Source organism: Glycomyces harbinensis, from assembly GCF_900101745.1.
Classification (GTDB): domain Bacteria; phylum Actinomycetota; class Actinomycetes; order Mycobacteriales; family Micromonosporaceae; genus Glycomyces; species Glycomyces harbinensis.
On sequence record NZ_FNAD01000004.1, the window covers coordinates 348,508 to 367,033 of the forward strand.

Annotated in this window: 13 protein-coding genes; 7 read left to right on the forward strand and 6 right to left on the reverse strand. The window is 71.9% G+C overall.

All coding sequences use genetic code 11. The features are described 5' to 3' along the window. Positions 1-167: 167 nt before the first annotated feature. Positions 168-1,829 (forward strand): FG-GAP repeat domain-containing protein, encoded by a 1,662-nt coding sequence (locus BLQ63_RS09845; RefSeq protein ID WP_177154859.1) that lies wholly within the window; start codon positions 168-170, stop codon positions 1,827-1,829. A 92-nt stretch (positions 1,830-1,921) separates the two neighbouring features. On the opposite strand, the gene BLQ63_RS09850 is transcribed toward BLQ63_RS09845, so the two are convergent. Both BLQ63_RS09850 and BLQ63_RS09855 read right to left on the reverse strand, forming a co-directional pair. After that, complete coding sequence (locus BLQ63_RS09850) at positions 1,922-3,202, reverse strand: M20 metallopeptidase family protein (protein WP_091032624.1); 1,281 nt, start codon at positions 3,200-3,202, stop codon at positions 1,922-1,924. 163 nt (positions 3,203-3,365) lie between these two features. Then, positions 3,366-4,136, reverse strand: coding sequence for a TetR/AcrR family transcriptional regulator (locus BLQ63_RS09855; RefSeq protein ID WP_245680921.1), 771 nt, complete (start codon positions 4,134-4,136; stop codon positions 3,366-3,368). Between the two features lie 121 nt (positions 4,137-4,257). Between BLQ63_RS09855 and BLQ63_RS09860 the strand changes: the two genes are divergently transcribed. The 3 genes from BLQ63_RS09860 (at position 4,258) to BLQ63_RS09870 (ending at position 6,762) form a co-directional block, all read left to right on the forward strand. Beyond that, complete coding sequence (locus BLQ63_RS09860) at positions 4,258-5,148, forward strand: NmrA family NAD(P)-binding protein (RefSeq protein WP_091032636.1); 891 nt, start codon at positions 4,258-4,260, stop codon at positions 5,146-5,148. A gap of 166 nt (positions 5,149-5,314) precedes the next feature. Further along, a complete protein-coding gene (locus BLQ63_RS09865) occupies positions 5,315-6,016 on the forward strand; it encodes an NADPH-dependent F420 reductase (protein WP_091032806.1) in 702 nt (233 codons plus the stop codon). 155 nt (positions 6,017-6,171) lie between these two features. After that, positions 6,172-6,762: a TIGR03086 family metal-binding protein gene (locus tag BLQ63_RS09870; protein ID WP_091032640.1), complete on the forward strand. Its 591-nt coding sequence runs from the start codon at positions 6,172-6,174 to the stop codon at positions 6,760-6,762. Positions 6,763-6,888: 126 nt separating this feature from the next. Here BLQ63_RS09870 and BLQ63_RS09875 read toward each other — a convergent pair whose 3' ends face one another. The 4 genes from BLQ63_RS09875 to BLQ63_RS09890 all read right to left on the reverse strand — a co-directional run bounded on the left by BLQ63_RS09875 (position 6,889) and on the right by BLQ63_RS09890 (position 13,728). Next, positions 6,889-8,106: a S8 family peptidase gene (locus BLQ63_RS09875; RefSeq protein ID WP_245680922.1), complete on the reverse strand. Its 1,218-nt coding sequence runs from the start codon at positions 8,104-8,106 to the stop codon at positions 6,889-6,891. 476 nt (positions 8,107-8,582) lie between these two features. Next, the gene (locus BLQ63_RS09880) at positions 8,583-9,752 is read right to left on the reverse strand and encodes a S8 family peptidase (protein ID WP_091032644.1); all 1,170 of its coding nucleotides are present in this window, start codon (positions 9,750-9,752) and stop codon (positions 8,583-8,585) included. 290 nt (positions 9,753-10,042) lie between these two features. Next, the gene (locus tag BLQ63_RS09885; protein WP_091032647.1) at positions 10,043-11,599 is read right to left on the reverse strand and encodes a S8 family serine peptidase; all 1,557 of its coding nucleotides are present in this window, start codon (positions 11,597-11,599) and stop codon (positions 10,043-10,045) included. A gap of 317 nt (positions 11,600-11,916) precedes the next feature. Continuing rightward, positions 11,917-13,728, reverse strand: coding sequence for an ABC-F family ATP-binding cassette domain-containing protein (locus tag BLQ63_RS09890; RefSeq protein WP_245680923.1), 1,812 nt, complete (start codon positions 13,726-13,728; stop codon positions 11,917-11,919). Positions 13,729-13,962: 234 nt separating this feature from the next. On the opposite strand from BLQ63_RS09890, the gene BLQ63_RS09895 reads away from it, so the two are divergent. From BLQ63_RS09895 to BLQ63_RS09905, 3 genes are all read left to right on the forward strand, one after another. Continuing rightward, the gene (locus BLQ63_RS09895) at positions 13,963-15,792 is read left to right on the forward strand and encodes an ABC transporter ATP-binding protein (RefSeq protein WP_091032654.1); all 1,830 of its coding nucleotides are present in this window, start codon (positions 13,963-13,965) and stop codon (positions 15,790-15,792) included. 31 nt (positions 15,793-15,823) lie between these two features. Then, positions 15,824-17,617 (forward strand): ABC transporter ATP-binding protein, encoded by a 1,794-nt coding sequence (locus BLQ63_RS09900; protein ID WP_091032659.1) that lies wholly within the window; start codon positions 15,824-15,826, stop codon positions 17,615-17,617. Between the two features lie 107 nt (positions 17,618-17,724). Next, the gene (locus tag BLQ63_RS09905) at positions 17,725-18,330 is read left to right on the forward strand and encodes a hypothetical protein (protein ID WP_091032663.1); all 606 of its coding nucleotides are present in this window, start codon (positions 17,725-17,727) and stop codon (positions 18,328-18,330) included. The last annotated feature ends 196 nt before the right edge of the window (positions 18,331-18,526 follow it).

The following is an 18,526-nucleotide window of genomic DNA, read 5'->3' on the forward strand; positions in this document are numbered from 1 at the left end:
CGTTCGACCTGTAGCCCCAGGACGAACAGGTAAAAGAGGGCGGCCCCGCGACTGCGGGGCCGCCCTTCGTCATATTCGGTGACAACCGATCCGCGCGAAAATGCGTATAGTCCCATCAGAACCCCTTTCGAATGACACCCGTTACCCCGCACCGCAACAGGAGACCCATGAACACCCGATCCACCGCGCGCACCGCCGCGGCCGCCCTCGCCGGACTCATGGCCGCAGGTGCCTTCGCGGCACCGGCCGCGGCCCAAGACCCGCTGCCCCGCAACGACTTCACCGGGGACGGCGTCCAGGACCTCGTCGCCGTCCGCAAATCGGACGGCGCGCTCGTCCTCTACTCGGACCTGGCTTCCGACGACTTCGGGACCGCCGCCGTCGTCTTCTCCAGCGGCTGGAACCAGATGGACGTCGTCATGGCCGGCGACCTCACCGGCGACGGCCACTCGGACCTCCTCGCCCGCGACAACAAGAGCGGCACGCTCTACACCTACCCCGGCGACGGCAACGGCGGCTTCGGCACGCGCGCTTCGCACGGCACCGGCTGGGGCGCCGTGGAGCTGTTCACCACGGCCGACTTCGACGGCGACGGAGCGGTCGACATCCTCACGACCCGCAAGCACGACAACCGCCTGTACGTCAACTTCGGAAGAGGCGACGGCTCCTTCTCCATTCCCACGGCCCAGACCGGCGACTACTCGCGCGTGGACGCCCTCATCGGCGCCGGCGACCTCGACCTCGACGGCGAAGACGACTTCATGGTGCGGCGCACGCCCCAGTCGGCCGGGAACCAGGGCTACCGGGTCCACTTCAGCGACATCGGGGTGTCGACGCCGCTCGGCTCCGACTTCTACCTCTGGCCCGAGGAGGACCGCCACTTCAGCCAGGTCACGTTCCTCGGCGACCTCGACGGCGACGAGGACACCGAGCTCGTCGCGGTCGACTCCCGCTCCGGGGAGCTCTACCGCATGTCGATGAGCCGCTTCGGCGCCAACGTCGACGACGTGGCGACCGTCCAGGACTCCGGCTGGGGCGCGATGCGCCTGCCCGAGGCCGAGACGGACCGCACCTACGACTTCGAGCAGAACGGCACCTCGGACCTGTTCGCCTACACCCCCGACGGCGGCCTCTACCTCTACCCGCGCGGGTACGACGGCGCCTTCGACCCCCGGATCTTCATGGGCTCCTTCTGGGACGCGAACCTGGTCGAGTCGGCCGGGGACCTCACCGGCGACGGCCTCCCCGACTTCCTCGTCCGCGAGACCGACGGTGAGCTGCACATCAGCGAAGGCGACGCCGACACCGTGGGCACCGCCACGAAGGACCTCCTCATCGGCACCGGCTGGAACGCCATGAGCGCCGTCGTCTCCGGCGGCGACTTCAACACCGACGGCAAGAACGACCTCCTCGCCCGCGAAGCCTCCACCGGGAGGCTCTGGCTCTACCCGGGCACCGGGACCGGGGAACTCGGCGCCCGCGTCGTCGTCGGCACCGGCTGGAACGCCATGTCGCTCATCACGGTCGCCGGCGACCTCGACCACGACGGCGCCGCCGACGTGATCGCCCGCAGGAACTCGGACAACTGCCTCTACTTCTACGGCGGCAAGACCACCGGCGGCCTGAAGAACGGCGTCAACATCGGCTGCGGCTGGAACGTCATGAACACGATCGCCTCGGTCGGCGACTACAACGCCGACGGGCACGTCGACTGGGCCGCCCGCCGCGCCTCCGACGGCGCCCTCTACCTGTACCGGGGCAACGGCGCCGGCGGGTTCTCCTCCTACTCGGCGATCGGCTCCGGCTGGAACGGCCTCGAGATCGCCTGACGCCACGACCCGAGAAGGGTCCGGCGACGGCACGTGAAGAGGGCGGCCCCGTTCCCACGCGGGGCCGCCCTTCGCCGTCTGCGAGGTCCTGTTCAGCCCTCGCGGTCGGCGCGTTCGACGAGCCAGCCGGCCATGGCGCGGACGCCGTGGCCGATCGCCCGCTCGTCGGGGGAGAAGGTTCCGAAGTGCGGGTACGAGGTCGAGATGCCGGCGCCGGGCGCCTCGACGCCGAGGTAGGTGAAGGTGCCGGGAAGGTGGTCGAGGAACAGCGCGAAGTCCTCGCCGCTGAACGGGATCGACCCGTGCAGCACGGTCGCGGCGCCCCGGCCGAGGCTTCGCCTGAGGTACCGCTTGAGCGCGTTGGCCTCCCATTCGGGGACGACCATCGCCGGGAACGGATCGTCCGGGAAGCTCACGGCCGCATCGCCGTAGGCGCCGGCGATCCGGTCGACGTCGGCGCGGACGTCGGTGTAGCGCTCCTCGGGCCAGCACCGCGAGACCACCTCGACCTCGACGCGGCCGTCGGCGTCGGGCTCGGCCGCCCGGGCCCGGATGTTCACGAACTCCGCGAGCGGGCCGTCGGGGATCTGGATGTCGGCGACGATCCGCTCCAGGTCGGCGGGGCCCTCCGGGAGCGACACCGTTGCGAGAGCGCCGATCTCGGCGGCGAGGAGCGCCGCCCGCTCGGCCGCGCCGGCGCCCGAGACGGTGACCGAGCCGCGGTCCTGGCCGGGGAGCCCGACGCCGGGGTTGACGCCGAACGTGCCGACCGGGAACGGCCCGCAGTGCAGCGCGTGGATCTCCTCGGGGCGGTCGACCGCGAGGGCGCCGTCGTCGATCATGGCCTGTGCGCCGGTCAGCGTCTCCTCGGCGGGCTGGAAGAAGAAGACGACGGTGCCGCGCAGCCGGTGCCGCAGCCGCGCGAGCACTTGCGCCACACCGACGCCGATGGCCGTGTGGAGGTCGTGCCCGCACAGGTGGGCGGGGGCGGTGCCGCCGCCGATCTGGTCCTGGACGGGGACGGCGTCCATGTCGGCCCGGTAGGCCACGGTACGCCCGCGCTTTCGTCCCTTGAGGACGGCCACGACGCCGTGCCCGCCGACTCCGGTGGTCACCTCGAGCCCTGCGGCGGTGAGCAGTCCGGCGACCACCCCTGCCGTGCGCGCCTCGTCACCGGGCCCGTCGGGGTTGGCGTGCAGGTCGCGGCGCAGCGCGATGAGGTCGGCGTCGAATTCGTCCGCGACATCGTCGATGTCCCTGGCGCTCAACCCATTCGGGGAGTTCGCGTATGCGGGGGCGGTGGAGCCGGCGGCTGCGACGGCGACAGCGCCGAGGACGACGCGGCGGGTGACGGGGGCGGTGCGGCGGAGCATGTGTCCTCCAGATGGTGGCGGGTGCCTCCATATTCTGGTTCGGGAAGGGCCCCGGCGCAGTCATGCCAGCCCCCGTATCCGGGCTGCGGTCAGCCCCCGCCGCGGCTCCGAACGAAAAGCGTGCACGGCCTCCTATGAGGATCCGGGCGGGTGTCCGCCGGCTTCAGGACGCCGCGCGCACCCGGCGCTGGCGGTAGGCCTTCTGGCGGCACGCGGGCCCGCAGAAGCGGGCGGGCCTGCCGGGGCCCGTCCGGGTGATCGGCGCGCCGCACGAGGCGCAGACGGTCGGCGCGTCGTTACGTTTCCCGGCAGCGGCCCGGCTTTCATAACGGGAATCTCGGCCGTCGTCCGAGCGGAGCGCATCGATCACGAGCGCGCTCATCGGCGCGAGACCGCCCCGGTCCGGGCGCATGCGCTGGATCGCGACGCACGCCGTGAAGATCGCCTGCACGCCTTCGGCATCGAGGTCCGCTCGCACCGCTCCGGCCCGCTGCGCCGCCTCCAGCAGGGCCGCGAGCGCCTCGGCGGACCGCCGCCCCGAGGCCAGGAGGACCGCGCGGGGCCAGCCGTCCTCGGATCCGAGCAGTTCGCACAGGTCCTGGTTGGCGGGCGTCGAGACGACCACCTCGGTCACGAAGTCGAAGAAGGCCGCGCCCGGGTCGGGTGCCTCGGCGTACCCGGCGGCCAGGCGCGTCAGCCGCTCGAGCCGCTGCGACAGCACGGCTTCGAGCAGGGCCTCCTTGGTCGGGAAGTGGCGGTACACGGTGCCCGCGCCGACGCCGGCGCGGCGGGCGATCTCGCCCAGCGACACCCCGGTGCCCTCCTTCGCGAACGCCGCCTGGGCTGCGGCCAGGACCTTCGCGCGGTTGCGGCGCGCGTCCGCCCGGGGCGCGTCCGCGCCGGTCCGTTCGGCCGGGGCGTTGGGGCGCTGCACGTTACGAATCCTCGATTCCGGAGCTGGACGGGTCGGCGGCCCGGTTCCTATCGTGGCCAAGCGGGTCGACCGACCCGATGCTACCGGCCCGGTCCCTACCGGGCCACCATGAGAGGACGACATGACAGGTCACGAAGGCGCCATCCTCGTCACCGGCGCCACCGGCAAGCAGGGCGCCGCCGCCGCCCGCCATCTGCTCCACGGCGGATGGAAGGTCCGCGCCCTGGTCCGCGACCCCGGCGCCCCCGCGGCCCTCGCTCTGGCCGAGGCCGGAGCCGACCTCGCCCGAGGCGACTTCGACGACCATGCGAGCCTCACGGCCGCAATGGACGGCGTCCGCGGCGTCTTCGGCGTCCCGCCCGCCACCTTCGGCCCGGACGGCTGGGACGAGGAGCTCGAGTACACCCGGGGCGCGTCCCTGGTCGACGCCGCCGCGGCGGCCGGGGTCGGGCATTTCGTGTTCGCCTCCATCGCGTCCTTCCCCGGGCAGCCCTTCCCCGGCACCGACGCCAAGCGCCGCATCGAGGGCCGCGCCGAGGCGAGCGGCATGCGCTGGACCCACCTGCGCCCGGTGCGCTTCATGGAGAACTACCTCCTGCGCGAGGGCCCGATCGACGGCATCCACGGCGGCCTCAACCGCCACTTCTTCCGCCCCGACCACCGGATGCAGCTCATCGCGGTCGACGACATCGGCGCCTTCGCGGCACTGGCCTTCGCCGACCCCGACCGCTTCCACGGCGCGATCCTGGAACTGGCGGGGGACGAGCTGGCACCCACCGCCGCGGCCGCCGCGATCACCGCCGCCACGGGTCGCGACGTCCGCTACGGGCAGGTGCCGCGAGCGGAGGCCCGCGCCCTGGGCCCGGCGATCCTGGGCGTGTGGGAGGTCGTGAACGGCGACCGGTCGTGGAGCGCGGACCTCGCCGCGCTGCGCGTCATCCACCCCGGCCTGCGCACCTTCGACACGTGGCTGAAGGAGGGCGGCGCCGACCGGATCGCGGCGCTGCCCTAGCGCGGCGGCGGAGGCCGCCGCCTCGAAGGGCGGCGGCGGCCTCCGCGTCCGACCGGGTCGTCCTCGCCACACCCGGGGCGCGGCTCAGGCGCGCCTTCGGCCCTCATGGCGCGTATCACCGCAAATCAGGGGAATGCCCCGCCCGGAGGGCCGGTTGACGCTGTACATGAGCACTATCGGATTGATCGGCAGCGGCAACATCGGCAGCGCCATCGCGCGCCTGGCAGTGGCGGCGGGACACGACGTCGTCCTCAGCAACCGGCGAGGCCCCGACTCCCTGTCCGGACTCGTCGCGGAACTGGGCCCGAGGGCCCGCGCGGCGACCCCTGCGGAGGCCGCCGAGGCGGGCGACATCGTCGTGGTCACCGTCCCGCTGGGCGCCTACCAGACCGTCCCGGTCGAGCCGCTTCGCGGCAAGGTCGTCATCGACACGAACAACTACTACCCCGAGCGCGACGGGAACATCCCCGAGCTGGACGACGAGTCCACGACCACCAGCGAACTGCTCCAGGCGCACCTGCCGGAGTCCTTCGTCGTCAAGGCCTTCAACAACATCTTCTTCCTGCACATCCCCGAGCTCGCCCGCCCCAGCGGCGACCCCGAGCGGTCGGCGCTCGCGATCGCGGGCGACGAGGAGGCCGCCAAGGCCGCCGTGACGACGCTCCTGGACTCGCTCGGCTTCGACGCCCACGACGTCGGACCGCTCGCCGAGGGCTGGCGCTACCAGCGGGACACGCCCGCGTACGCGTCGCTGTACTTCGAGCCCGAGCCGTCCGGCAGCGCCGACGGCATGCCCGGGGCCCGCCGCGCCACCGGCGAGGACATCAAGGAGCAGCTGCAGCTCGCCAAGCGCTACCGCGACATGTAGCTCGTCGCGACGGGGGCCACCGCACAGCGGTGGCCCCCGATTTCTCTTCGCGGCGAAACCTCGACCTCTAAGGGAATGGATCATTCCGTTCTGGTAAACTGAGTGCATCGGGCCGCCGGAACCTCGGAAGCCCAGCACCCCCGAAGGGAAACGCCGTGAACGCCACCACCGAATGGTCGCTGCTGACCGAGGCCCACACCGCCCTCCTCAACGCCGTCGAGGGCGTCGGCTCCGGCCAGTGGCACCTGCCCACGCCGTGCGCGGAGTGGACCGTCACCCAGGTCCTCCAGCATGTCGCCGGCGACCAGATCGCCTTCGCGTCCGCCATCACCGGTGAGGACGGTCCGAGCGAGAACCCCTTCGCCCCTTCAGGAACGCTCGCCGGCGACCCGGTCGAGCACGTCGCCTCCGCGATCGGGCGCGCCGCGGCCGCATGGGCCACCGTCGCCGAAGACGCCGCCGACGTGTCGGTCCCGGTGCCGCCGAACCGGCTCGACGCGGTGACCGGCGTCGGCGCGTGCGCCCTCGACGCGGCCGTGCACGCCTGGGACATCGCGAAGGCGACCGGCCAGGACCAGCCGCTCACCCCCGAGGCGGCGGCCCAGATCCTGGTGGCCGCGAAGCAGATCGTGGAGCCGCTGCGCGCCTACGGCGCCTATGCCGCCGCGCTCGACCCGCAGGAGGGGGACGACGAGGTCGCCGCACTCCTGCGCTACCTCGGCCGCGACCCCGAATGGGCCGCCTGACCGGCCGGCGCCCTGAGCGCCCGGACCGGGCTGGACGGCGTCACCGCCGGTCGGCTGCGGACGCGCGGAGGGCCGGCGCCCTCCGGCGCCGGCCCTCCGCTCCTCATCCTTCGGTCTTACATGCCGCTACCCGGCGAGGAACGCCGTGTTGAGCAACAGGTTCGGGCTCCCGTTGACTCCGGAGACGGCGTCGGCGACGGCGCCCTCGGTCAGGGCCGTCGCGACCTCGTCCGGGGTCGCCTCGGGGTTGGCCTCTAGGTAGAGCGCGGCCACGCCCGCGACGTGCGGGGTCGCCATCGAGGTGCCGGAGATCGTGTTCTCGGCGTCGACGCCGTCGATCCACGCGGAGGTGATGCCCACGCCCGGGGCGAGGATGTCGACGCACTCGCCGAAGTTCGAGAACGAGGCGGCGGCGTCGTCCTCATCGGTGGCGCCCACGGTGATCGCGGTCGGCTCCGAGCCCGGGGACACGTTGCACGCGTCCTGGCCCTCGTTGCCCGCGGCGATCGCGAAGGTCACGCCCGACTCGACCGCGGCACTGATCGCGTCGTTGAGGGCCTGGCTGAAGGAACCGCCGAGGCTCATGTTCGCGACGGCCGGGCCGTCGGCGTTCGCGGCGACCCAGTCGATGCCGCCGATGATCGCCGAGTACGAGCCCGAGCCCTGGCAGTCCAGGACGCGGACGGCGCGGACGGTGACGTCCTTGGCGAGGCCGTACGTGGTGCCGCCGACGGTCCCGGCGACGTGCGTGCCGTGGCCGTGGCAGTCCGCCGGGTCGGCGTCGTCGTCGATGAAGTCGTAGCCTTCGCCGACGCGGCCGGTGAACTCCTGGTGCTCGGTGTTCAGGCCGGTGTCGAGGATGAACGCGTCGACGCCCGTGCCCGACTGCGTGTACTCGTAGGACGCGTCCAGCGGGAGCGCGTCCTGGTCCACGCGGTCGAGGCCCCACGAGGGCGGGTCGGGCTGGACTTCGGCGATGTGCGCCCACTGGTCCTGCTCGACGTACGCCACGGCGTCGTCGGCGGCCAGTTCGAGGGCTTCGGACTCGGTCATCTCGGCCACGTAGCCGTCGACCAGCCCGAGCGTGTCCTCCACGTCCACGTCCACGCCGAGGTCGTCGGCGAGTGCGTTGAGGCCCTTGGGCGCCGCGTCGTCGAGGACGACGATGTACGAGCCCTCGATGGCGTCGGGGGAGTCGGATCCGATGATGAGGTCCGAGGCGTTCGCGGGCTCGTCTGCCGAGGCGAACGCGGAGGCCGCGATCAGCGAGCCTCCGGCCGCCGCGCCGGCGATCGCTATCGCGGTCGCCGTGCGCAACCGCCGTTTCGTTCCTGCCGTTGACACAGGAGAACTCCTTTGGTTGTGCCCCAAGGCGTTCGCGGTGCTTGGGCCGCTACCGCCCCGGGGAGGGTGGTGGTTCGGGCCCGGTGCGCTAGGCGGGGGGCGGGCCCGGGCCCGCCGCCGAGGGGGTTCGGCTGCGGGCCGTCTCGGCCGCCCGGTTCGCGACCGGGCGCCGAGGGGGACCGGCGGGCGGGGGCCGGGCCTGCCGGCCCGGTCCGGCGCGGACCGGACCCGAAGACCCGGCCCGCATCACCCGTCCGGGCCCAGCGGCCGTTGACGGGCCGTCAGACCCTGCCCAGGAGCCTAACCGTTAGAACAAAACGTGTAAAGGCCCTGTATTGGATGAACCGATCACTGAATGCCAAATCCTGCCATAGGTCCAAATCGGACAGCTTGGACATGGACTGAGGCCCCCTGCTCACCGAGCAGGGGGCCTCAGCCGCGGGGCGGTCGGCTCTCGAGGCCGCCCCGTATCGGGGTTACAGGGTGTACAGCAGCCGGTTGGGGCTGCCGGATCCGGGGTTGGTCACCACGCCGGTGGTGGCGTTCGAGGTGATCCAGGAGGACACCGCGGACGTCGAGGCGTTCGGGTTGGCCTGCAGGTAGAGTGCGACCGCGCCCGCGACGTGCGGGGAGGCCATGGACGTGCCCGAGATGGTGTTCGTCGCGGACGAGCCCGTGCTCCACGCGGAGGTGATGCTCGAGCCCGGCGCGAAGATGTCCAGGCAGGAGCCGTAGTTGGAGTAGCTCGCCCGCGCGTCGGTCGAGGTCGTCGCGCCCACGGTGATCGCCGAAGGCGTCGAGGCCGGGGACCGGTTGCAGGCGTTGGTGCTCTCGTTGCCGGCCGCGACCACGAAGCTCACGCCCGAGGACACCGCCGAGGCGACCGCGTTGTTCAGCGACGCCGAGTAGCCGCCGCCGAGGCTCATGTTCGCCACGGCCGGCTTGATCGCGTTGTTGCGGACCCAGTTGATGCCGTTGATGACGCCGGCGGTGGTGCCGGAGCCGGCGTTGTCGAGGACGCGCACGCCGTGGAGCGTGACGTTCTTGGCGACGCCGTGGATGGTCCCGCCGACGGTGCCGGCCACGTGGGTGCCGTGCCCGTTGCCGTCCTGCGGGGTCGCGTCGTTCTGGATGAAGTCGTAACCCGCGCCGATGCGCCCGCTGAACTGCGAGTGCGACGAGTTGATGCCGGTGTCGACGATGTAGGCGTGGACGCCCGCGCCCGTGTAGTTGTACGTGTAGGTGCCCGACAGCGGCCGGTTGCGCTGGTCGACGCGGTCGATGCCCCACGTGGCGCCCGTCTGGGTCGCCGCGACGGTGATCACCGCGTTCTGCTCGACGAAGGCGACGCCGTCTTCGGCGGCGAGCTCCTTCGCCTCGGTCTCGGTGGCCTCCAGCAGGAAGGAGTCGACGCCGTCGTACGTCTCGACGACTTCGCCCTCGACGTCCGCGACGGCGGTCGACACGGCGGTGTCGTCCTCCAGGACGACGATGTACTCGCCGGCGATGGCGCCGGGGGCGTCCTCGCCGATGATGCGGCCGAGCTCCTGCTTCGCCTCGGCCGCGGTGGCCGTGAACGCGAGCGCGGTGAGGGCGGCGATGCCGAACGAGGCGGCCGCGATGGCTCTGGATCTGGTGCGTGACATGGACTTTCGATCCCTTCGGGTGATCCCGGCACTGCCTGGTGGAGCACGGTGCCGGGACGGGATTTGAGGGTGGCGGGGGATCGTGACTGCTGCGGGGATCGGGCCTGTGTGGACCGGCGCTCGCCGGTCTGCGGGAAGGACGGCGGCGAGTTGCTGCGGGCGGGACCCGGTCGCGGCGGCTGCCGGACTGGTGCGACGGCTCCAGGTCGCTCCGACCGGCCGCTGTCGATACGGCCGATGGAGGAGGGTCCCGCCCGCGGTCAACCCCTATTCAGTTGTGCGGGGTGGCATCAGAGCGCGAGCGACCAGTTGTTCAGCGTGCCGGAGTCGCCCGAGTAGACGTCGGTGACGCGCAGCGTCCAAGTGCCCGTGGCGGTCTCGTTCGACAGGTTGACCGTGTAGGTCGCGTTGACGTTGTCGGCCGAGTCGGTGCTGGACGAAGTCTTGAGCGTGTAGCTGGTCCCGTCGGGGGCGATCAGGTAGATCGCGAGGTCCCCGCGGTAGGTGTGGGTGATGTTCACCGACACGGTGCTGGCCGCGCGGGCCGTGCCGTCGCACGAGACCGCGAGGGTGGAGTTCACGGTGGCGCGGTCGGCGATCGCGGTGGCGGTCGTCTTGGCCGCGGTGCAGTCGCTCGGCTCGCCCGGGTCGGTGCCGCCGTCCTCGGTGCCGGTGTACAGCAGCAGGTTCGGGCTGCCCTGGACGTCGGAGACGCGCGCCTCGGCGGCGTTGCCGGTGACCCACGCGGCGACCTCGTCGGTGGTCGCGCCCGGGTTGAGGCCCAGGTAGACCGCGACGGCCCCGGCCACGTGCGGGGAGGCCATCGAGGTGCCCGAGATGGTGTTGGTGGCGGTGTTGGAGCTGTGCCAGGCCGAGGTGATGCCCACCCCGGGCGCGAACACGTCGACGCACGAGCCGAAGTTGGAGAAGTAGGCGCGGGTGTCGGTGTTGTCGCTGGCGGCCACGGTGATCGCGGACGGCGCGGAGGCGGGGGAGACGTTGCACGCGTCCTGGTCCTCGTTGCCCGCGGCGACGGCGAAGGTCACGCCGGCGTCCACGGCGGCCTCGACCGCGTTGTTGAGCGACGCCGAGTAGCCGCCGCCGAGGCTCATGTTCGCCACGGCCGGCTCGATGGCGTTGGCGGCCACCCAGTTGATGCCGTTGATGACCCCGGCGGTGGTGCCGGAGCCGGCGTTGTCGAGGACCCTGACGCCGTGGAGGGTCGCCTCTTTCGCGACGCCGTACGTGGTGCCGCCGACGGTGCCGGCGACGTGCGTGCCGTGCCCGTTGCCGTCCTGGGGCGTCGCGTCGTTCTGGATGAAGTCGTAGCCCGCGCCGACCCTGCCGGTGAACTCGGTGTGGGAGGCGTTGATGCCGGTGTCCACGATGTACGCGTGGACGCCGGCCCCGTCGCCGAGGTACTCGTAGTTCCCGTCGAGCGGCAGGTCGAGCTGGTCGATGCGGTCCAGGCCCCAGGTGGCGCCGGGCTGGACGTCGCTGATGGAGACGACCGCGTTCTGCTCCACGAAGGACACGCCGTCGGCGACGGACAGTTCGAGCGCCTCGGCCTCGGTCGCCGCGACCAGTACCGCCTCGACCTCGTCGTAGTCGTCGATGACCGAGGCGCCTGCGTCGCCGGCGATCTCGTCGGCCTCGCGGTAGGCGGCGGCGTCGTCCAGGACGACGATGTACTCGCCGTCGATGGCCTCGGCGGAGGCGGCGCCCTGGATCTGGCCGACCGGGTCGGCGTGTGCGGCGAGGCCGCCGAAGGTGATCGAGCCGACGGCCGCGGCGCCTGCGAGCGAGGCGGCCGCCAATCGTCGAACGGAACGGTGCGAGACGGTCATAGGGGGGTACTCCCTCTCGGTTCATCCGCTCTGGTGCGCAATGCGAATAGATGGGGGCGCACCGGCGCGGAGGGCGCGGTTCGGTGGAACCGGGCCCTTTCGGGCTTTCAAACCGAGGTTAGGGAAATCACAACGAATTGTGAAGACCCTGCAAGAGGCACATAAATCAGTGAATGAAGACTCGGTTACCAATCGGTACGAGCCTGTAGGAAAGCGGTAGAATGGTCGGCTCCGTTATGGAACCGCGACCCGGCGCGCCTCGCCGGCCCGCCCCGCACGAGCCGCGAAACCAGCAGGGCCGCAACGAAACCCGGAGACTAGTCCGCGAGCTCCATCCAGCGCTCCTCGATCTCGTCCCGCTCGGTCTCCAGCGCCGACAACCGCTCCTGGAGTTCGGACAGTCTGGACGGATCGGTCGCGAACTCGGCCATCTCGCCGTGCACCCCCGCGATCCGCTCCTCGACCTTCGCCAGGCGCCGCTCCAGCTTGGACAGCTCCTTCTGCGTCGCCCGGTCCACCGCCGCAGGCGTTCTCGGCGCGCTCGACGACGCGGCGCCCGACGACGCCGCGCTCTTCGACTGCCCCGGCGCCGAACCCGACTTCACCGCCGCCGCGCGCCGCTCCAGGTACTCCTCGACGCCCCTGGGCAGCATCCGCAACCGCCGGTCGCCCAGCAGCGCCCACGTCTCGTCGGCCACCCGCTCGGTGAAGTACCGGTCGTGGCTGACCACGACCATCGTCCCCGCCCAGTCGTCGAGCAGGTCCTCCAGCTGCGTCAGCGTCTCGATGTCCAGGTCGTTCGTCGGCTCGTCCAGGAACAGCACGTTCGGCTCCGCCATGAGCAGCCGCGCCACCTGGAGGCGGCGGCGCTGCCCGCCCGAGAGGTCGCGCACGAACGTGCGCTGCTTCCCGTCGACGAAGCCGAGGCGCTCGGCCAGCTGCCCGGCCGAGATCTCCTTCTTGCCGAACTGGACCCGCTGGGCGACGAGCTCGATCGCCTCGAGCACCCGCCAGTTCCCGTCGAGGTCCTCCATGTGCTGCGTCAGCCAGGCGAGCTTCACGGTGCGCCCGACCTTGATGCGGCCCGCGGCGGGCTGGCGGTCCTCGAGCGCCTGGGCGAGCGTGCGCAGCAGCGAAGTCTTGCCCGCGCCGTTCACGCCCAGCAGCCCGATCCGCTTGCCCGGACCCAGGATCCAGTCCAGGTGCTCCAGCAGCGTCTTGTCCCCGGCCGTGACGGTGACGTCCTCGGCCTCGAACACGGTCTTGCCCAGCCGCCCCGTCGCGAAGGACACGAGCTCCGCCGTGTCGCGCGGCGGCGGCTCGTTCGCGATGAGCTCGTTGGCGGCGTCGATGCGGAACTTCGACTTCGAGGTGCGGGCCTTCGCGCCGCGCCGCAGCCACGCCAGCTCCTTGCGCATGAGGTTCTGGCGCTTGCCCTCCGCCACGCTCTCCTGGCGCTCGCGCTCGGCGCGGGCCAGGACGTAGGCCGAGTAGCCGCCGTCGTACTCGTACACGTTGCCGCGCTGCACGTCCCAGATGCGGTCGCAGACCTCGTCGAGGAACCACCGGTCGTGGGTGATCACCATGAGCGCGGCCCTCGTGGCGCCCAGGTAGGCCGCGAGCCAGGCGATGCCCTCGATGTCGAGGTGGTTGGTCGGCTCGTCCATGAGCACCAGGTCCGCGTCCTCCGACAGGACCCGGGCGAGGTCGACGCGGCGGCGCTCGCCGCCGGAGAGCACGCCGATCCGCGAGTCGAGGCCCTCGGGGAGCTTGGGGGCGTCGAGGCCGCCGAACAGGCCCGTGAGGATCTCGCGGACGCGCGGGTCGGAGGCCCACTCGTGGGCGTCGGCGTCGCCGAACAGCTCGTCGCGCACCGTGGCGCCGTCGTCGAGCGAGTCGGTCTGGCCCAGCACGGCGATGCGGGTGCCGCCGGTGTGCACCACCCGGCCCGAGTCGGGGTCGTCGGCGCGGGCGATGAGGCGCAGCAGCGTCGACTTCCCGTCACCGTTGCGCCCGACCACGCCGATGCGCTGGCCTGCGGCGATGCCGAGGGAGACCGCGTCGAGAACGACCTGGTCGGGGTAGGCCTTCGAGACGGCTTCGAGGTTGACGAGATTGGGCGCTGACACGAGGCACAACACTACCCGCGGCCCCAGCGTGCGGGCCGGGAGCCGGTCTCGGCAGTGGCGGAGCGGGTTGTCGGACCCCCGTGTCACCCTCGTATCGGGGGCCCGCGGTCCGGCTCCCGCTCGCCTCCGCCCTGCCCTCCTTCCGGTCCCCGCTCCGCACCGACGGTTGCAAGCCATTGCCGACTTCGCTATGGTGTCAAGGAACAGTCATCATGACGTCATGATCGGATGTATATGACACCCCCGAAGGCCCAGCGGTTCGAGGCCGCGCGCGCCGTCCTCGCCGTCGTCGCACTCCTGCCCCGCATCAGCCGCCCCCGCACCGCGCTCCTCGCCGCCACCAGCGTCCTCACCGCCGCGTTCCCCCTCGCCACCGGCATCGCCACCGGCCTGCTCATCGGCGCCGTCCCCGGCGCCGCCGACGCCGGCCCCGGCTCACCCCAGGCCCGCGACGCCTACCTCCTCCTCGCCGCCGGCGTCGCCGCGCTCCTGCTCGGCCGCCTCGTCGACAACGTCCACCGCGCCAACGCCCGCAACCTCGGCCGCGACCTCGAACTGCTCCTCCAGGACCGCCTCGTCGCCGCCGTCGCCCGCCCCACCGGCATCGCCCACCTCGAAGACGACGACGTCCTCGCCCTCCTGCGCATCGCCCGCCAGCTCGGCACCGACTTCATCCGGCCCGAACGCGCCGTCCAGGGCCTCGCGGGCATCGTCCCCGAATTCCTCGCCGCCGCCGGAGCCGCGATCGTCCTGTCCTTCTTCAACATCTGGCTCGGCCTCGCCTGGCTCGTCGCCTGGCCCGCCGTGTTCCTCGCCATGCAGGCCGAGTACACCCGCGTCGGCAAGACCGCCTACCTGCGCTCCACCGAGATGCGCGAGACCGAGTACGTGCGCGACCTCGCCATCACCGCCGGACCCGCCAAGGAGATCCGCGTGTGGGGCCTCATGGGCTGGCTCCTGGACCGCTACGACCGCACCTGGGCCGAGCGCATGGCGCAGTCGGACCGCTTCCAGCGCATCAGGGTCCGCACCGCCGTCGCCGTCATCGGCACCCTCCTGGCGCTCACCGCCGCCACCACCCTGGCGCTGGCCCAGGCCGGTCTCGCGGGGATGGTCGGCTTCGGGGCGCTGGCGGTCTACATCGTGGCCCTCCAGGGCATGTTCAGCTTCTCCGCGTTCGACGACCAGGCCGCGTTCGTCTCCTTCGGGTCCCTCCCGGTGCCCAAGGTCCTCGCCCTCGACGCCCAGCTCACCGCCGGCGAACGGGCGGCGACGGCCGAACTGCCCGCCGAGGCCCCGGTGCGCGCCGTCCGCTTCGAGGGCGTCGCCTTCGCCTACCCGGGCGCGGACCGGCCCGTCTTCGCCGGGCTCGACCTCGACATCGAGGCCGGCACCTCGCTGGCGATCGTCGGCCACAACGGCGCCGGCAAGACCAGCCTCGTCAAACTCCTTGCCGGCCTCTACGAGCCCACCGGCGGAAAGATCACTGTGGACGGCACCGACATCGCCGGGGTCGACCCTGCCGCATGGCGCACGCGTCTGTCGGCCCTGTTCCAGGACTTCACGCGCTACCAGCTCACCGTGCGCGACAACATCGCGCTCGGCGCGCCCCACCTGGCCGCCGACACCGACCGGATCTGGAAGGCCTGCGAGCCCATGGGCATCCGCGCGCTGATCGAATCGCTCCCCGACGGACTCGAGACGCTCCTGTCGAGCGAGTACGAAGGCGGCACCGACCTCTCCGGCGGCCAGTGGCAGCGCATCGCCTTGGCCCGGGCGCTGTTCGCCGTCCAGGCCGGCGCGAAGATCCTCATCCTCGACGAGCCCGCCGCCGCCCTCGACGTCCGCGCCGAAGCCGAGCTGTACGAGCAGTTCCTCGACATCACCGCCGGACTCACCACCATCGTGATCTCCCACCGGTTCTCGACGGTGCGCCGCGCCGACCGCATCGTGGTGCTCGACGGCGGCCGCGTCGTCGAGGACGGCTCGCACGACCGGCTCATGGCCCTGGGCGGGCGCTACGCCGAAGCGTTCTCCCTCCAAGCCGCCCGCCTCGCCCGCTGACCCCCGATGACCGCATCTCGAAGGACGCACCATGCTCACCACCATCGCGAAGCGCCTGCGCGGCATGAGGGAAGCCCTCGCCGTCGGCTACCGGTCCAACCCCAAGGCCGTCACCGGCCTGCTCGTCCTCGGCGTCGTCCAGTCGATCCTCATGCCCCTCACGGTCTATCTCACCAAGGTCATCGTCGACGCCGTCCAGAACGGACAGTCCCGCGACGCCTACCTCGCGGCGGCCGGCCTCGCCCTCGGCGTCGCGATCATCTGGGCGGTCGTCTTCGCCTACGTCAAACTCGTCTTCCTCGTCCTCGACCACACCAACCGCGCCGCCGACCGCGAAGTCATGGCCCTCATGGGCAACCCCGCCGGGCTCGACCACCACGAGCGGTCCGACTACCTCGACAAGGTCCAGCGCATCCGCGAGGACCGGTGGCTCCTCTCCGGCGGCGTCAACTGGCTCGCGCAGTGCCTGCGCGCCTTCGTGACCATCGTCGTGGGCGGCATCCTCCTCGTCCAGGTCCACCCGCTGCTCCTGGTCTTCCCGCTCATCGCCCTCGCCGCCATGACCATCGCCAAGCGCGCCACCGACATCGAGGACCGCGTCCTCGAGGAGACCAGCGCCGGCGAACGCAAGCGCCGCCACCTCTTCGAGGTCGCCACCCTCGCCGAGTCCGGAAAGGAACTGCGCCTCTTCGGCTCCGCCGCCGAAGTCGCCCGCCGCCACCACGACTCCGGCGCGGCCGTCGTCGCCGAACGCAACCGGGGCCAGTGGAAGACCGCCCGCGTCTCCACCGGCGAGGGCCTCCTGTCGGCCCTCGGCATGGCCGCCGGCATCGGCGTCGTCCTCTACCTCGCCATCCGCGGCCAGGCCACCGCGGGCGACGTCATCCTCCTCGTCGGCCTCATCGGCATGGTCGCCGGCTCGGCCGGGCAGCTCGCCATGCAGTCCGCGCTGCTGCTGCGCCTGGGCAAACTCGGCGACCGCATCGGCTGGCTCCGCGACTACGCCGAGTCCGTCAGCGGCCCAACCGAACCCGCCGACGTCCCCGCGCGCCTCGACGACGGCGTCACCCTCGAGGGCGTCTCCTTCGCCTATCCCGAGTCGAAGCGCCGGTCCCTCGACGACGTCACCCTCCACCTGCCCGCGGGCAAAGTGGTCGCGCTCGTCGGCGAGAACGGCGCGGGCAAGACCACCCTCGTCAAGCTCCTGTCGGGTTTCTACCAGCCGACTAGCGGTCGCATCACCGTCGACCGGCACGTCCTGACCGATTTCGCCACCGACGCCTGGCGTGAGCGCATCGGCGCCACGTTCCAGGACTTCACGAAGTTCGAGTTCACCGCCCGCGAATCCGTCGGCATCGGTGATCTGGCGGGCGGCTACGACGACGAGAAGGTCCGCGCCGCCATGGTCCGCGCCGGAGCCGACGACGTCCTCGACGACCTTCCCGCGGGCCTGGAGACGCGCCTCGGCGCCCGCTGGGACGACGGCACCGACCTCTCGGGCGGCCAGTGGCAGAAACTCGCGATCGGCCGCGGCCGCATGAGGGCCGAACCGCTCCTGGTCGTCTTCGACGAGCCCACCGCGGCCCTCGACCCGCAGACCGAGCACGCCCTCTTCGAGCGCTTCGCCGAGGAGGTCCACGCCGGACGCCAGCGGGGCACCGTCACCGTCCTGGTCTCCCACCGGTTCTCGACGGTCTCCATGGCCGACCTCATCGTCGTCCTCGATCAGGGCCGCGTCGCCGAGACCGGCACCCACGACGAACTCATGGCGCTCAGCGGCGCCTACGCCGAGCTCTACACCCTCCAGTCCTCCGCCTACCGCTGAAACACTCTCCGGGCCCTGTCCATGGGGTGTCGGCGAAGCGCTTAGACTTCCGAACGTCCCGGCCGGACACGGCCGGGACCTTCACTTTTGACAACCGAAGGCCCCCAATGGACCACGAAGTGCCGGGCGACGAGTTCCGCATCACGGTGGAAGCCGGAGACCCCCTTCTCGACGCCCGCCCCAACGCCGCCCCTGCCACCTCCGAGCCCGAACCGGTCCCGCAGTGCCCGCACCGCGTGCGCGTGCGCGACCTCAACTCCACCGGCCGGCTGCTCTACGCGGGCGGGATGTTCGCGCTCGTCCTCGCCTGGCCCGTACTGATCGTCGGGCTGTTCATCGGCGGATTCCTCCTCTCGCTCGGCGCGGGCTTCGCCGGGCACTTCCCGATCACCGCGGGCCTCGCCCTGCTCCTGGGCGCGATGCTCACCACCGTCGGCGTCTTCGCGGTCAACCTGACCTGGAAGCGGCCCCACCGGCCCGACCCGGTGATGCTGTGGCTCAGTACCGCAGGCGTGCTTTTGACCCTGTTCGGCACGTCGGCGCTGGGACGGTGGATGGACTGGCACTGGGCGCCGGCCTTCACGATTCCGTCGGCCCTGATCGCGGCGCTCCTGTGGTACCTGCGCACCCTCCTGGACGACCGGAACGACTGCGAGGCAGAACCCGACCTACCACCCCAGGCGGAGAGGTTCCTCAAACCGCTTCCGGACTAGGGAAGACGCCCTTCGGCCAAGGCGCTGCGAGAAGGGTGACGTCCGAGCGGGCGGGGGAGTGTTGCCGGCCTGGAGCGCCGTCGTAGTCGGTGTTCGGGCGGGCGGCGACGGAGTGGTGGTGGGTGGGTCGGGGTGCATTGCTGATTCGGGCGCCGTCTTGGTGGGTGTTCGGGCGGGCGGCGACGAGGAGGTGGGG